Source organism: Dyadobacter endophyticus, assembly GCF_014641595.1.
Classification (GTDB): domain Bacteria; phylum Bacteroidota; class Bacteroidia; order Cytophagales; family Spirosomataceae; genus Dyadobacter; species Dyadobacter endophyticus.
The window spans coordinates 787,702-802,248 of the sequence record NZ_BMIA01000003.1; the positions used below are offsets into that span (position 1 = coordinate 787,702).

The 14,547-nt window shown below is 47.7% G+C and carries 16 protein-coding genes; 10 read left to right on the forward strand and 6 right to left on the reverse strand.

The genetic code is table 11. The features are described from left to right. The first annotated feature begins 20 nt into the window (after positions 1-20). On the forward strand, positions 21-1,139 hold the full coding sequence (locus IEY24_RS23065; RefSeq protein ID WP_188936466.1) for a glycosyltransferase family 4 protein: 1,119 nt from the start codon (positions 21-23) through the stop codon (positions 1,137-1,139). On the opposite strand, the gene IEY24_RS23070 is transcribed toward IEY24_RS23065, so the two are convergent. Beyond that, entirely contained in the window at positions 1,140-2,546 is a 1,407-nt protein-coding gene (locus tag IEY24_RS23070; protein ID WP_188936468.1) for a tetratricopeptide repeat protein, read from the reverse strand. A 76-nt stretch (positions 2,547-2,622) separates the two neighbouring features. Next, positions 2,623-3,621 (reverse strand): NAD-dependent epimerase/dehydratase family protein, encoded by a 999-nt coding sequence (locus tag IEY24_RS23075; RefSeq protein ID WP_188936470.1) that lies wholly within the window; start codon positions 3,619-3,621, stop codon positions 2,623-2,625. Positions 3,622-3,767: 146 nt separating this feature from the next. Here IEY24_RS23075 and metG point away from each other — a divergent pair, with 146 nt between their 5' ends. After that, positions 3,768-5,843, forward strand: coding sequence for a methionine--tRNA ligase (gene metG, locus IEY24_RS23080; protein ID WP_188936479.1), 2,076 nt, complete (start codon positions 3,768-3,770; stop codon positions 5,841-5,843). Positions 5,844-5,891: 48 nt separating this feature from the next. Here metG and IEY24_RS23085 read toward each other — a convergent pair whose 3' ends face one another. From IEY24_RS23085 to IEY24_RS23095, 3 genes are all read right to left on the reverse strand, one after another. Then, positions 5,892-6,221, reverse strand: coding sequence for a hypothetical protein (locus IEY24_RS23085; protein WP_188936481.1), 330 nt, complete (start codon positions 6,219-6,221; stop codon positions 5,892-5,894). Positions 6,222-6,473: 252 nt separating this feature from the next. Next, complete coding sequence (locus IEY24_RS23090) at positions 6,474-6,896, reverse strand: Hsp20/alpha crystallin family protein (protein ID WP_188936483.1); 423 nt, start codon at positions 6,894-6,896, stop codon at positions 6,474-6,476. 244 nt (positions 6,897-7,140) lie between these two features. Then, a complete protein-coding gene (locus tag IEY24_RS23095) occupies positions 7,141-7,416 on the reverse strand; it encodes an Rdx family protein (RefSeq protein ID WP_188936490.1) in 276 nt (91 codons plus the stop codon). Between the two features lie 406 nt (positions 7,417-7,822). Between IEY24_RS23095 and IEY24_RS23100 the strand changes: the two genes are divergently transcribed. The 5 genes from IEY24_RS23100 (at position 7,823) to IEY24_RS23120 (ending at position 11,217) form a co-directional block, all read left to right on the forward strand. Next, a complete protein-coding gene (locus IEY24_RS23100; protein ID WP_188936492.1) occupies positions 7,823-8,224 on the forward strand; it encodes a hypothetical protein in 402 nt (133 codons plus the stop codon). Between the two features lie 28 nt (positions 8,225-8,252). Further along, positions 8,253-8,951: a hypothetical protein gene (locus IEY24_RS23105; RefSeq protein WP_188936495.1), complete on the forward strand. Its 699-nt coding sequence runs from the start codon at positions 8,253-8,255 to the stop codon at positions 8,949-8,951. After that, on the forward strand, positions 8,938-9,801 hold the full coding sequence (locus IEY24_RS23110; protein WP_229222914.1) for a sensor histidine kinase: 864 nt from the start codon (positions 8,938-8,940) through the stop codon (positions 9,799-9,801). The genes IEY24_RS23105 and IEY24_RS23110 overlap by 14 nt, the downstream gene beginning before the upstream one ends. Positions 9,802-9,805: 4 nt before the next feature. After that, entirely contained in the window at positions 9,806-10,465 is a 660-nt protein-coding gene (locus IEY24_RS23115; RefSeq protein WP_188936497.1) for a response regulator transcription factor, read from the forward strand. 71 nt (positions 10,466-10,536) lie between these two features. Further along, complete coding sequence (locus IEY24_RS23120) at positions 10,537-11,217, forward strand: type 1 glutamine amidotransferase domain-containing protein (RefSeq protein ID WP_188936499.1); 681 nt, start codon at positions 10,537-10,539, stop codon at positions 11,215-11,217. Between the two features lie 2 nt (positions 11,218-11,219). On the opposite strand, the gene rfbC is transcribed toward IEY24_RS23120, so the two are convergent. Continuing rightward, entirely contained in the window at positions 11,220-11,765 is a 546-nt protein-coding gene (gene rfbC / locus IEY24_RS23125) for a dTDP-4-dehydrorhamnose 3,5-epimerase (RefSeq protein ID WP_188936502.1), read from the reverse strand. Between the two features lie 98 nt (positions 11,766-11,863). Here rfbC and pyrF point away from each other — a divergent pair, with 98 nt between their 5' ends. From pyrF to IEY24_RS23140, 3 genes are all read left to right on the forward strand, one after another. After that, a complete protein-coding gene (pyrF, locus tag IEY24_RS23130; protein ID WP_188936504.1) occupies positions 11,864-12,691 on the forward strand; it encodes an orotidine-5'-phosphate decarboxylase in 828 nt (275 codons plus the stop codon). A gap of 36 nt (positions 12,692-12,727) precedes the next feature. Next, entirely contained in the window at positions 12,728-13,957 is a 1,230-nt protein-coding gene (gene lysA / locus IEY24_RS23135) for a diaminopimelate decarboxylase (RefSeq protein ID WP_188936506.1), read from the forward strand. Between the two features lie 123 nt (positions 13,958-14,080). Continuing rightward, a complete protein-coding gene (locus tag IEY24_RS23140; protein WP_188936508.1) occupies positions 14,081-14,545 on the forward strand; it encodes a YciI family protein in 465 nt (154 codons plus the stop codon). The last annotated feature ends 2 nt before the right edge of the window (positions 14,546-14,547 follow it).

The window sequence follows — 14,547 nt, forward strand, 5'->3', positions numbered from 1 at the left end:
AAGCCTTGCAGTTACACATTATGCGCATCGGATTCGACGCCAAAAGAGCGTTTGCCAATAAAACAGGTCTGGGAAATTACAGCCGCTTCGTTCTCGACGCATTAATGGTGCATGAACCGGCCCACGAGTACCTTGCCTACACCCCTAAAAATAACCGGCATCTGTTCGACGGATTTCCATCCGAGTCAATTCATTATCCGAAAGGCTTCATTGATCAGAAGCTTTCCGCCTATTGGCGCTACACACGAATTACGGATCAACTGCGCGAGGAAAATATCGACGTTTACCACGGCCTCAGCAACGAAATCCCGCAAGGCTTGCAACAGGCTGGTATACGCTCGGTGGTAACTATCCACGACCTGATTTTCGAACGGCTACCATATCTTTTCAAACCCATCGACCGTGCCATTTACCGCCACAAATTCAAATCCGCCTGCAAACGAGCAGGCGCCGTAGTGGCGGTGAGCGATCAGACACGCCGGGATTTGATCGAGTTGTATAGTGTGGACGAATCTAAAATTGAGGTAATTTATCAGGATTGTAACCCGGTATTCCAAAAGCAGCTTGCCACGGAAGAAAGGAGTCGCATTTGCACTGAATATGGCATCGAAGGACCATTTGTTCTTTGTGTAGGCACTTTGGAGGAACGCAAAAACCAGCACCGGCTTGTCGAAGCATTTGCCCAATTAAAAAACCATGATTTCAAACTGGTACTGGTTGGAAAACCAACCGCCTATTTGCAGAAAATCACGGAAACCATTCAGCGCTTGAAACTGGAAGATAGGGTGCTTTTGCTGCATAATGTGTCGACACCGCATTTGCCCGCATTGTACCAGGCAGCGGAGGTGTTCGCCTACATTTCCATTTATGAAGGTTTTGGTATCCCAATTGTGGAAGCGTTGCACAGTGGCACGCCCGTATTAGCTGCAAAGGGATCTTGTCTGGAAGAAGCCGGCGGACCCGGCGGGCTTTATGCGGATCCCTATCAAACAGAAAACATCAGCGAACAGCTACAAAAACTGGTCACTGATGTTCATCTTCGGAATACTTTATCAGACGCGGGCAGGAAGCATGTCAAACAATTTGCGGGCGAGCAAATTGCCGCTCAGCTTATCCGGCTCTACGAAAGCTTGCGTTAACTATTTTTCCCGGTATTGTTCGATAATGCGATACAATGCTTTTTGTTTTTCCAGATCAGGGAAGAAATCAAAAAGCTGCTCGTGTCCTTCATAATCCAGTGTCAGCCCTATTTCAAGGTTCACCAATGCTTCGCGATATTGTCCTGCGTGGATTTGATAAACTGTCATGCGGTAATACAGATCCGCTTCTTCGGACATTTCATCGATCGCCGCTTGCAGCAGGTCGCAAGCACGGGCATAATTCCCCTGCTCGAACAGCACATACGACCATTTCAACCAGATATCCGGGTTGGAAGGTTCTATTTCCGCTGCTTTTTCAAATGCTTCGAATGCCGAAACGACATTACCCACTTTGAATTCGGTTTCTGCCAAAGCCAGCCAATAATCCGGGTTCAATTCTGTGATCTGGATCGCCTTTCTCAGAAACCCAACGGCTTCATACCAGCGACCGAGTTCGCTGAAACAGATTCCGAGGCCGTACCAGCCGTCGTCCCACTGGCTATCCAGCTTTACAGTTTGGCGGTAGTATTTAATGGCTGTTTCAAATTCACCCAATTTCTCGTAACAAGTACCCAGGCAGCAGCATGTTTCGGGCTGATCTCCTTCGAGCTCGATCGCCCGGAGATATTGCACTTTGGCATCTTCATACTTTTCCAGGTTCATGTAGGAGTTTCCCAACTGGAAAAAAGCAGATGCAAAATCGTCCTTGATCAGCGTCGCGTACTCGTACGCGTGCACTGCGTCCTCGTGGCGTTCCAGCTTGCTGAATGCAATACCGAGATTATACCAGGCATGGTGCGAGAACGGGTCACGATCGACCAGATCATTGTAATATTCCAAATGGCTTTCCAGCTGCCCTACCAGATCGAGGCAGTGGGCCAGTTCGTAAAGCGCATTCTCGTTGTTCAGATTATTGCGGAGCGACCGTTTGTAGTACCTGATCGCATCCTCGTATTTACCCCAGTTCTGGTAAGTCTGCCCGATCTGGAAATAGATTTCATCGCGGTCCTCCACCCTGCCCAGCAGGTTTTCGAGGATTTCAATCGCCTCTTCGTATTCTCCCATCATATTGGCTACCGCCACTTGCATGAAAGAAATTTCGATGTCGCCGGGATGAAACAGTGAGGCACGCTCCAATATTTCGAGGGCCAATTCGTGCTCGCCGCGGTTGGCGTGCAGCTGCACCATGCTGAGTAGCAGGTCGAGCGAATAGGGGTAGTCCGAAAGGCCCATCTCACAAGCTTTAAAAGCTTTTTCCCAATCCCCTTTTTCAATGTAATGTACTGTAACCTTTTCGTAAGTATCCAAATCGAAAAAGACCGGCTCGCTGGTTTTCAGCATTCTTTCGAACCTGAGTAGTGTCTCCTTCATATAATCCTTCCTTTCACCGAAATTTTTCTCCATCATACGAACCGCTAGGTTAGAATCGAGGGCAAACGTACCACTATTAATGAAAGAAAGTTATAAAATAATTCCCCGGATTTCAAATCCTCCTGATCAAACTTTCACTAATGCGGGACACCGTTTCCTCAATAGACTGAAATTGAAAATCTAATGCTTGCCTGACTTTGGCATTGTCGTAAGTAATTTTCCTGGCCGCAGATTGTGCCGTTTCCCTGGTAATCAAAGGCTTTGTGCCCAATAACCAGGTCCGTACTGCCTCTACCCGCCAGATCACCCCCGCCAATCCCGGACCGACCTTGAAGGAGGGTCTTTTACGGTTCATTTTGTCCGCTATCATATCGAACAAATTATGATAGGAAATGCTCCCCGCATTGAGCAGGAATCGCTCGCCGGCAATGGCAGCGCCCGCCAAACGGTATACGATCTCTGCTACATCCTTCACATCCACGACGTTCGCGATGCCTTCGGTATAAAAGGGCTTTTCTCTGTATATGTACCTGAAAATCTGCGTACTGCTCTTCTCCCAGTCACCCTCGCCCAGAATGAGCGTCGGGTTCACAATCACTGCATTGAGCCCTTCTGCAATGCCGCGCCATACTTCCAGCTCGGCCATGTGCTTCGTTTTGGCATATTCCGAGTTTTCGGGAGAATCTTCCCAACGTTGCTCCTCATTCAGTACTACGGCCTGTCCGCCGCCTTGTTTACGCTTATCGGGGCGGCCGATAGCAGCGATGCTGCTAACATGCACGAGCTTTTGTGTTTTGTATTTCAAACAAACATTTACCACGTTGGCAGTACCTTCCGCATTCACTTTGTACATCATTTTCCGGTCGCGCGGCACGAACGACACCACGGCTGCGGTGTGTACCACATAATCAACCTGTTCGATTACTTTTTCGAGCAAAAGCAGGTCGAGGATATCGCCTTCCACCCAGGTCAACTTCGGGTGCTCGTCCGCAAGCAGGCGCTTGTCCGCTCCCGGACGCACAAGGGCAAACACTTCATGATTTTCCGACAGGAATTTTTTGGCCACAGCACTGCCTACCAACCCCGTCGCTCCGGTAATGAGAACTTTCATTTGAACAAAACAAATTGTTTGGGCCAAAGTTCGCAGTAAAAAAGTAGTTTGTCACACCATTGCAAGCCTTTTTACTAATTTTGCGCTCCGGCCACACCGGGGAGCACAGCGATGCTCCGATGATTGAACCAAATCCCTGATTACAAATGCCGATTTCAAATCCTGAAAGATATACCGTCACAGCAGCGCTGATCTACGCCAACGGCCCGATCCACATCGGCCATTTGGCTGGATGCTACGTACCGGCTGATATATACGTTCGCTATCTCCGGTCGTCCGGCAAGGAAGTGGCGTTCATCAGCGGCACCGACGAGCACGGCGTACCTATTACCATTCGCGCGAAAAAAGAAGGCCTCACACCGCAACAGGTGGTGGACAAATATTACGAGCAAATTGATACATCCTTCAAATCGCTGGGTATTTCCTTCGACGTCTATTCACGCACCAGCAAGCCTATTCATCACGAAACTTCCCGCGAGATTTTCAGGGATTTGTATGACAAAAAGGTATTCATAGAAGAAACAACCGAGCAATACTATGACGAAACTGCCCAGCAATTTCTTGCCGACCGGTACATTGTAGGGACCTGCCCGGTTTGTGCAAACCCCAACGCATACGGAGACCAATGCGAACGCTGCGGCTCTACACTGAGCCCGCTGGAATTGAAAGACCCGCGCTCGACGCTCTCAGGCGCGAAACCTGTGTTGAAGGCAACCAAAAACTGGTATCTGCCGCTCGACAAAATGCAGCCGGACATCGAAGCGTACGTCAACGGCCATTCCGAATGGAAGACGAACGTGTTCGGGCAATGCCAGTCGTGGCTGAAAGACGGCCTCAAACCCCGCGCCATGACGCGCGACCTCGACTGGGGCATTAAAGTACCCGTCGAAGACACTGATGGCAAAGTACTATATGTGTGGTTTGAAGCGCCGATCGGCTACATTTCGGCGACCAAGGACTGGCTTATCCAAAAAAACGGCTCGGATGAGGGCTGGAAAAAATGGTGGCAGCCCGTGAAAGACATATCCGAAGGCCAAACAAAGCTGGTACACTTCATTGGAAAAGACAATATCGTTTTCCATTGCATCATTTTCCCGGCAATGCTGATGGCCGAGGGCAACTACATTCTCGCCGATAATGTACCTGCCAATGAGTTCATGAACCTCGAAGGCGACAAAATTTCGACCTCACGCAACTGGGCGGTATGGCTGCACGAATACCTCGAAGAACTGCCCGACAAGCAGGATGTGCTTCGCTACGTACTCACGGCGAACGCCCCCGAAACCAAAGACAGCGAATTTACCTGGAAAGACTTCCAGACCCGCAATAACAGTGAATTGGTTGGCATTTACGGCAACTTCATCAACCGTGCGGTGGTGCTGACGCAAAAATTCTGCGAAGGGAAAGTACCACAACGCGGCGAATTGCAGGAAATCGATCGCAACGCGCTCGACGAGCTGGCCAAGTTCCCCGGAAAAATAGCCGATTCTATGGAAAACTACCGCTTCCGCGAGGCGCTGGCGCTCATTATGGATCTGGCAAGAACAGGGAATAAATACCTGGCAGACACCCAACCATGGCATGTGATCAAAACCGATCCTGAGCGTGTGAGCACTATTTTGAATATCGCCTTACAAATCTCGGCGTCCCTTTCCATTGTTTCTGAGCCCGTATTGCCATTTACAACGGCTAAAATCCAGGAACAACTCGGTCTTTCGGGCAAAACCTGGCAAGACGCAGGCAATGCCGACCTGCTTACACCTGGCCAGCCCGTGTTGGAAGGAAAACTGCTTTTTGAAAAAATAGAAGACAGCGTGATCGAAAAGCAGGTTCAGAAACTGCATGATGCCAAGCGCCTGAATGAGCTGGAAGGCAAAACTGTGCTTCCTGTCAAACCTGAAATCCAATATGACGACTTCTCGAAAATGGATATCCGCATTGCGACCATCCTTGAAGCTGAAAATGTACCAAAAAGCAAGAAGCTGTTGAAGTTGCTGATCGATATCGGCTCAGAGCAGCGCACTGTGCTGAGTGGTATTTCAGAGCATTTCAAAGCGGAAGAAGTAATCGGCAAAAAGGTGCTGTACCTCGCAAACCTGGCGCCGAGAAAGATGATGGGAATGGAGAGCCACGGAATGATCCTGATGGCCGAAGACCGGGATGGCAGCCTGGCTTTCGTTCAGCCAGGGAAGGATGTCTGGAACGGCGGAACCGTCAACTAATGTACCGGCCCTGCAAGCGTTATCAAACCTTTGCAGGGCCCCTTTCTTTTATTGAAACTCCTTACGCACCGAATCGTAGATCGAATGGACCCGCTCCACCAATAACTGACACTCGTTATCGGTGAGATGATCAATTGTGTTGCTTACCGCATTCGAAACGACCCTGCCCTCTTCATTGACTTTGGCACCTTTCTGCTTGATCACGCTAAGGATACTCTCCCACTCGCCGATCAGCCCTTCCGAAAAATACCTGGGTTCAATAATATTAAAGTAGGCCGACTGAGATTTCAGTTTCTGCCTGAGTTTGGACTGGTCTACTTTGAGCTCTTCAACCAGCTTGGTCAATTCAATGAAAGCGAAAATATTAGACTTCTTCATAAACGTTGAGAATGAGGAGCACTGTGGGATTATAATGCAAGATACAGATATGAAATTCCTTTTTTAAAAAAGTGTAGAATCTTTACTCAATCTTAATGCAATCTATTAGAACCGTACAAACTACGCACGGATTAATACCAAACTCACATTCTATTACTTCCTCCAATTACTCAAAAACCGACCTAAAACACTCCCTGGGCAATAAAAAACCCGGCTGGTTGCCGGGTTTTCCCTTTTATTAATCCTTAAATTCTACCAACGTTCGATATCTACCTTGCGGTGATAGTCCCCCTGCTCATCCCCAAAAGGGAGAAACAGTACCAACTGACGATGGTCGTCGTCATATCTTGCCGATATATTATCTATATCCACTCCGTCCGGGATGACGAAAGTATTAATGAAACGGATTGTCTTCCACTGCTCTTCGTCGGACAAATTTTCCTGTGAAAATATAGGCAGTAAGTGGAAAAGCTTTAAGTTATTTGAGTTTCTCTTACCTTTCACAACTTCCAATTGCAGATCCTCAACCTCGATGCCTGGAATTTTCACAACTACCTCGAAACCGTCCGACCCTTTGTCAAGCTTGATAGAGGGCTCGCTCATTCCACCGTTTACCGTGTTGATAAAATCTATGTTCATCAACATCTCCCGTGGTATTTTTAGTTTGCTTTCCATAGCTATCGCGTTTTAGGTTCACAAGTTTTATGTATTAACGAAAAACTGCGTGCCAAAGATCGCTTTCCATCCAAAAACTGCACTGGTTTATGCTGTCGGGAAGCGCTTATGTGCTAAAAATCAGCAATTAGACTAAAACGGGGTATTTTCCTTACCACGTTGAAAAGCCGAAATTTAATAGTGCCAAAATTACAGTCAAACCTACTCCAGTGCGTCAAAATGGCACAAATCGCTACCTAACTTCTCATCGGTCACTATGCCCCAGATTACGGTCCGGTACGATAATATCCCTTACCCGCTGCTTGATTTCCTTCGGTTCGGGAAAATGGCCTTCGCGCTTCCTATCCCACAGCAACTCATCTCCTAATGTTATGAGGTATCGTCCGGCTACCTCCGATGGTTTCAACTGGACGGCATGGAGGTCATCCGTAAAAGTGGTAAGCAGTTCCTGCGCCATCCAGGCCGCCCGGAGCAGCCAGCCACATTTGGGGCAATACTCGATTTCTATGGTTGGTTTCATATGGGTACTCGCTTTAAATGCCAAAAATCGGCAATGCAGATAAAGAATCAAAAAAGCCGCGAAGGACATTCCCTCGCGGCTTTCGAATATAACCTAACCCTTTAATCTTGATGAGAAAGCTTTTGAAAAGACTTCCCTAACGCTTTACAAATGTACAGGTCTCTACACAAGCATTTTAGCGTGAAAAACCCTGATTTTTGGCACGGGTAGAGCTACAAGTGCTGCATCGTAAAATTGCCCGCAAACTATGCGTAAAATTACGTGATTTTTAACTCACTGGAACAAATTCTGCTGATTAACAATTAGTTACCTACAACCGTTAAATCAATTGCAAATGGTTGGCTTGTCCTTCGCTGGCTGCCTTTTTACATTTACATTGCTTAATTGTTACATTTTAACTAAAACTATGGACAGCAAGAGATTTACAGGTCAGGAAGGGCGGCTGATTTCAGCGTCGGAGGCCCAGGAACTTACTATTCCACATCAAAAGAAAGAGCGTTACTTCACCGAGAAAGGCGAAAACTACGTAAAGGCGGAGTTTTTCGGCATTCACACTTTTAACGAACTGATGAAGTTGCACGGCGACAACTGTGTGGGATTCAGAGTCTATTACGGTTTGAGAGACGAGGAAGAAGATGACGATAGCAAGGCAAAAAAATCAAAGAAACCGACGCCAAGGCTCGTGTTGGTACCTGTTGACGCCGATGGCAAGGACATTATCAGAACTGCTCAATTGGGCGGACTGAAAGATATGCCGGCAAGCGGCGAAGCTATGACAGGCGGACCGCTTTGCCCACGCCAATGTTAAAGACGAAAGATCGTTAATCGATTAATGTATGTTCGATAGCTACTTTGCTTATATTGTCAATAATCCTATTTCTTCTATTGCAGTATTTGTCACAGTTTTACCACTAACACTCACTATTGTAAGAAGAGCATTTTTGGACCAGTCATTAAGACTGCTTTTCTGCTACCTGGTGGCGAAGTTTATAATCGACCTTGCGATGCTTCATTTTGCGGCGAACAGGACGAACAATATCATATTTTATAACCTGAGCATCCCGCTTTTCTACGCACTACTTGGCGGGATGTTTTATTTCAAATTTGCAGAGAGGCCACAGAAGCGATTTTTGATAGCGTCCATGATAGGACTTTTCTTTTTTTGTGCCTGGGATTTGGTCAACTCAAACGAAGATCTTCATAACATGCGGGAACACAGGGTTGTGCTATATTCCAAAACCGTTGAAGGCGTTCTAATGATCTTATTGATCCTGCTTTATTTTTATGAAATTATCAAATCCCTTCAAATACCCAATTTACTGACATTCCCGTTTTTTTGGATCTGTTCGGGACTGTTGCTTTATTATTCGAGTCTGATATTCATTGCACCGGTCATCCATTATGCATACACCTGGAACAATACGATGGATCTTGGGATCACAGAAGTCATCCCGAGTATTTTCGAAATTATCTGCGCCCTGCTTTTCAGCATAGGCATTTATCATTACCCACCAAAGAATTATGCAAAACAGTGAGGAACTAAAATGGGCACTTTTAATAGCTTCGCTGGCTATGCTTGCCATGGCGTTCTGCATGATTGCCTTTGTAATGTATTACCAAAAGCGAAGGTTCGAGGAAGAGAAGAGGATCAGCGACATCGAGAAAAACTACAACCGCCTGCTCCTGGATACCGCGCTCAATTCAGAGGAAACAGAACGGCGACGGATTGCCCAGGATCTGCATGATGATATTGGCACAATGCTGTCACTTACTAAGTTAAGTCTCAACCAATTGAGTAAATTAGTAGGAAATTCGGGAGACGAGAAGGAAGAGAGCATTATGAAAAAATCGCAGTCGCTCGTGGAGGAAACGATCCTGCATGTGCGACGCATTACGCGTGACCTCGTGCCGACTACCCTGGAACGGTTCGGGCTGATGGAGGCGATCGAAGAATTTATACATAAACTGGAAGAAGACAATAACCTGGTCATAGCCTTCCAATCGAATACCGAAGAATTTCCGCGTCAGGGCCAGAAACTGGAACTGACGCTTTACCGCATTATGCAGGAGCTCGTCAACAACGCGATCAAGCATGCGAGTTGCACAAAAATCGATATTGCGCTGGAAATCGACGAAGAAATGATAGGTTTGCGGGTAACCGACAATGGGGTCGGTTTCGACCCTGAAAAAATAAAAGAAAGCAACCTGGCTGGGCTAGGTTTGCTTGGAATTGAAAGCCGGTTGGCCATTGTAAATGGAACGGTCCAGTACGAACAGCCGGCCAAGGGCGGTTCCAGTGCCATCGCGAGGATTCCGGTGAACCCGGCATCCGGTAATAAACCTGAACCATTACATCCATTCCGCCGGGAACGAGTGAATATTTAATGCTATGAGCACCCTTAAACTAGGAATCGCCGACGACCACGAACTATTCAGAAAGGGGTTTATCTCCATGCTGAGCGGCATTCCCGACTTCGAATTTATACTGGAAGCCGGCAACGGCCAGGAACTGCTGGACCGCCTGCCGGCCAACACGCCCGACATCGTTTTCATGGACCTGCAAATGCCGGTCATGGACGGCATTCAAGCCACAGAAGCCGCATTCGAACGCTTTCCGAACATCAAGATCATCGTCGTCTCAATGTATAATGAGGACAGGTTTGTGATCCACATGCTTGAAAAGGGCGTACAGGGCTATCTGTTAAAAGATACCAGTCCCGACGAGGTCGAGAAAGCAATCAGAAGAGTTCACGAAGAAGGTTTCTACTACAACGACTTCGTTTCTAAGGCCATGCACCGCAAAATGGTGAACCGGCAGGTCAACAAGCATCCGTTTTTCCCGAACGCGTGTAATGTAGCGCTCTCGTCGCGCGAGAAAGAAGTGCTGCAATTAATTTGCGACGGACTTTCAACCACCGAAATCGGCGACAAGCTATTCATCAGCGTACGAACGGTCGAAGGGCACCGGTTGCGGGTTCTTGAAAAAACAGGTACCAAAAGCACTGCGGCGGCTGTTGCATTCGCTTACAAAAATCAGCTGCTGAATTAAGCACAATGCTTTCTTAATGGAAACTTCCGGGGTTTATGTTATATTTCCCGGAGTCATTTCCATGTACAGCTATGAAAGTCCTGATCGTTTGCACCAACCATGAAACATACCCGGCCAAAACCTCCAAAACAGGTCTCTGGCTGAATGAGTTGACGCACTTTTATGATGTGTTGGCCAAAAGACGCATTATCATGGATTTCGTGAGTCCGCTTGGCGGCGCCATACCGGTAGACGAACGGAGCCTCGACCTCAAAGACGAATGTAACGCCCGGTATTGGGAGGAGACTTCATTCCGGGAAAAGCTGCAAAACTCGTTCAAACCATCGGACGTTGTTCCGAACGATTACCGGCTGATCTATTTCGCAGGCGGCCATGGCGCAATGTGGGACTTCCCGGAAAATACCGAACTACAAAATCTGGCAAAAGCCATTTATGAAAAAAACGGTATGGTCACTGCCATAGCCCACGGCGTTTGCGCATTGCTCAATATCAGGCTTTCGGACGGCACGTCATTGATCCGGGACAAATACGTAACCGGTTATTCGAATGTCGAAGAAGCACTGGTAAGCTTTGTTAGTGAAGTCCCCTTTTACCTCGAAGATAAATTGAAAGAACGCGGTGCGCATTATACCAAAGCCATGATCCCTTTTGTGGAATTCATAGAGATGGACGAAAGGCTTATCACCGGACAGAATTCGCATTCAGCCCGGAAAGTAGCTACCAAAGCCATGGAAGAGCTTTTTGAAAAGTAAGTTTATTTAGTCAATTCCCCGAAAAGTGCGCGAAAAGTAGGCAGGATCAGGTCTTTTTCCGAAACGATCGGGTCGGTAATCCCCCAGTCGATATTCAAATCCGGATCGTTCCACAGAATGCCCGATTCAGATGCTTTATTATATAGATTGGTGCATTTATAGCTAAAAATCGAGTCTTCCAAAGCCACAAACCCGTGCGCAAAACCCTCCGGAATGTAGGCGATGTTGTTTTGCTCTCCGCTTAATTCGAAGACTTCGTGCTTTCCGAAAGTCGGCGAATCGGGGCGGATATCTACCGCCACGTCCAGCACTCTGCCCGAGATCACGCGGACCAGCTTGCCTTGCGCGAAAGGCGCATTCTGGAAATGCAGACCTCTGACCACCCCCTTTTTTGAAAACGACTGATTGTCCTGAACAAAGTTCACAGGCAGGCCGAGTTTGGAAAATATCTCCTCATTATACGATTCAAAGAACATCCCGCGGTCGTCACCGAAGACCCTGGGTAAAATTTCAACTAGATCGGCAATGGAAGTTTTTCGAATCTGCATATAGTCGTGATGTGTTGGTTGGAGCAAAGTTTAATGTTGCCGCAAATTTATGAATCTATTGGAAGAGGTTGTAATTTCGTCGCAATATTTACAAAATCATGACTTATCAAGAGCTCTTCCAGCAAATTTCGACTAAAAGGTCCTATTTGTGTGTGGGTTTGGACACCGATATCCAGAAAATCCCGGCGCATTTGTTGAAAACCGACGATCCGATTTTTGAATTTAATAAGCAGATCATCGACGCCACAGCCGATTACTGTGTTTCCTACAAACCGAATATCGCCTTTTACGAAGCCTTAGGGCCAAAAGGCTGGGAAAGCCTTCAAAAGACTGTCGAATACATTCCCAAAAGCCATTTCACGATTGCGGATGCCAAACGCGGTGATATCGGAAATACCTCCGGCTTGTACGCCCGGGCATTCTTCGATCCGGCCTCGTCCGGCCTCGACTTCGATTCCATCACCGTTGCGCCGTATATGGGCAGCGATTCGGTGACGCCATTCCTCGCATTCGAAGGTAAATGGGTGATATTGCTGGCATTGACCTCCAACCCGGGCAGCGCGGATTTCCAGCGGCTCGATGTGGAAGGCGCCACATTATATGAAAATGTATTGCGTACCTCGCAAACGTGGGCGGGGTCGGAGCGTATGATGTATGTCGTAGGCGCCACGCAGGCATCCGATTTCGAGAAGATACGCACCATTATCCCGGATCACTTCCTGCTCGTGCCCGGCGTAGGCGCCCAGGGCGGTAATCTCGAAGAGGTTTCAAAGTTTGGTATGAACAAAAGCTGCGGACTGCTCGTAAATGCGTCGCGGAGCATTATCTACGCCGGCAACGGCACCGATTTCGCTGAAAAAGCCAAACAGGAGGCCTTCGCACTCCAAAAGGAAATGGCTGTTTACCTCGACAAATACTGTAGTTAATCATTCCGGCGCCGATGCGCAATCCCCTATTTCCCAATGCAACTCTCGGACCATTATCCATATTCCATTCAGGGCATCGACCCTACTCAGTTAATCAATCAATACGGAAGTCCGTTGTACGTGTACGACGGTGCGACCATTCGCCGGAAGGCCGCGGAGCTTCAACACGCTTTTGCGGGCGTGAATATGAAGATCAAATATGCCTGCAAAGCCAATACCAACCTGGCTGTGTTGAAGCTGATGCGGGAAATCGGCGTAGAGCTGGATGTGGTATCTCCAGGAGAATTTGAAATGGGCAAACTGGCAGGTTATGATGCCAGCCAGATCACATTTACACCTAGCGGCGTGGATTTTGAAGAAGTACGCCAAGCCGTCGAAGCAGGAGCTATTGTGAATGTCGACAGCCTTCCGTTGCTCGAATGGTTTGGCCAGACATATGGCAATAGCAAGCCCTGCATGATCCGCATCAAGCCCAATGTGGCTGCCGGCGGGCATACCAAGATCATGACTGCGCATGCAGATTCCAAATTCGGAATTTCGGTATTGCTTTTGGATCAGATCCTGGAAGTGATCAAAAAATATGATATTAAAATAATCGGCTTGCACCAGCACACCGGCTCCGATATTAAGGACGCCGAGCCTTTCTTGAAAGTGGCCGATATCCTTTTCGAAACCGCAAAGCATTTCCCAGATCTGCAAGTAGTCGATTTGGGCGGCGGGTTCAAGGTTTCCTACCTGCCGGGCGATGCCATTACGGATATGGATTTGCTAGGTAAAAAAATTTCCAAGCGCTTTCAGACTTTTTGCCAGGAATATGGCCGCGAGTTGCAGCTCTGGTTCGAACCGGGCAAGTTTCTGGTAAGCGAATCGGGTTTTCTTTTTGTTACAACCAATGTGGTGAAAGAAGATCCGGCGCGTAATTTCGTACACGTGGATTCGGGCCTTAACCACCTCATCCGCCCGATGATGTACGGCTCTTACCACCATATCCTCAATATTTCTAACCCGAAAGGTGAGCCAAAGCATTATAATGTGGTGGGATACATTTGTGAAACCGACACATTTGCCACCGACCGCGAACTTCCGGAGGTACGCAAGGGCGATATACTCGCGTTCCTGAATGCGGGTGCGTATGGGTTGACGATGAGCTCGAACTACAATGCCCGTTTCCGTCCGGCTGAAGTGCTGATCGACAACGGTCAGGCAAAACTTGTAAGGCGCCGCGAGACGATGGAGGATCTGCTCAAAACGCAAATGGATATCTGATATTAGTTGGAAAACTAAACGCAAGAAGCTGCACAGGATCGCCCGTGCAGCTTCTTGCGTTTTATGCATTCTTTTAAGTCAAAAATCAATACTTTTAACCATTAACCTCTAAATCGACTGACTATGAAATCCCTGTACATCACACTCGTGCTTTTCGCCTCAGTCATCGTCCCAAATCTCGGATATTCTCAATCCAACAATGCCGTTTACGATTCGACGCTCGCCAAAAAGCTCGGCGCGGATGAGTATGGCATGAAAAAATATGTAATGGTTTTCCTCAAAACCGGAAGCGCGACGAACGTCCCCAAAAGCAAGTCGGACAGTGCCTTTGCCGGTCATATGCAGAATATCAACCGTCTGGCGGAATCAGGAAAGTTGGTCGTAGCTGGTCCATTCTTTAAAAACGATAAATACCGTGGCATTTTCATCCTCAACGCCGATTCGATCGAGGAGGGTAAAAAGCTGGTAGAAAGCGATCCGGCTGTGCAGGCTAAGTTGCTGGACATGGAATTGCTGATGTGGTACGGATCGGCGGCCCTGGCCGAAACGCTCGAAATCCACAAGAAGATCGAGAAGAAAAGCCATTGATT

Excerpts from the sequence above, each read along its gene's own strand:
- IEY24_RS23075 (WP_188936470.1), bottom strand. The coding sequence starts at position 3,621 with ATGAAAGTTCTCATTACCGGAGCGACGGGGTTGGTAGGCAGTGCTGTG.
- IEY24_RS23100 (WP_188936492.1), top strand. The coding sequence starts at position 7,823 with ATGGACAGCAAGAGATTTACAGGTCAGGAAGGGCGGCTGATTTCAGCG.
- IEY24_RS23105 (WP_188936495.1), top strand. The coding sequence starts at position 8,253 with ATGTTCGATAGCTACTTTGCTTATATTGTCAATAATCCTATTTCTTCT.
- IEY24_RS23095 (WP_188936490.1), bottom strand. The coding sequence starts at position 7,416 with ATGAAACCAACCATAGAAATCGAGTATTGCCCCAAATGTGGCTGGCTG.
- pyrF (WP_188936504.1), top strand. The coding sequence starts at position 11,864 with ATGACTTATCAAGAGCTCTTCCAGCAAATTTCGACTAAAAGGTCCTAT.
- IEY24_RS23085 (WP_188936481.1), bottom strand. The coding sequence starts at position 6,221 with ATGAAGAAGTCTAATATTTTCGCTTTCATTGAATTGACCAAGCTGGTT.
- IEY24_RS23090 (WP_188936483.1), bottom strand. The coding sequence starts at position 6,896 with ATGGAAAGCAAACTAAAAATACCACGGGAGATGTTGATGAACATAGAT.
- rfbC (WP_188936502.1), bottom strand. The coding sequence starts at position 11,765 with ATGCAGATTCGAAAAACTTCCATTGCCGATCTAGTTGAAATTTTACCC.
- IEY24_RS23140 (WP_188936508.1), top strand. The coding sequence starts at position 14,081 with ATGAAATCCCTGTACATCACACTCGTGCTTTTCGCCTCAGTCATCGTC.
- lysA (WP_188936506.1), top strand. The coding sequence starts at position 12,728 with ATGCAACTCTCGGACCATTATCCATATTCCATTCAGGGCATCGACCCT.
- IEY24_RS23120 (WP_188936499.1), top strand. The coding sequence starts at position 10,537 with ATGAAAGTCCTGATCGTTTGCACCAACCATGAAACATACCCGGCCAAA.
- IEY24_RS23115 (WP_188936497.1), top strand. The coding sequence starts at position 9,806 with ATGAGCACCCTTAAACTAGGAATCGCCGACGACCACGAACTATTCAGA.
- IEY24_RS23110 (WP_229222914.1), top strand. The coding sequence starts at position 8,938 with ATGCAAAACAGTGAGGAACTAAAATGGGCACTTTTAATAGCTTCGCTG.
- metG (WP_188936479.1), top strand. The coding sequence starts at position 3,768 with ATGCCGATTTCAAATCCTGAAAGATATACCGTCACAGCAGCGCTGATC.
- IEY24_RS23070 (WP_188936468.1), bottom strand. The coding sequence starts at position 2,546 with ATGATGGAGAAAAATTTCGGTGAAAGGAAGGATTATATGAAGGAGACA.
- IEY24_RS23065 (WP_188936466.1), top strand. The coding sequence starts at position 21 with ATGCGCATCGGATTCGACGCCAAAAGAGCGTTTGCCAATAAAACAGGT.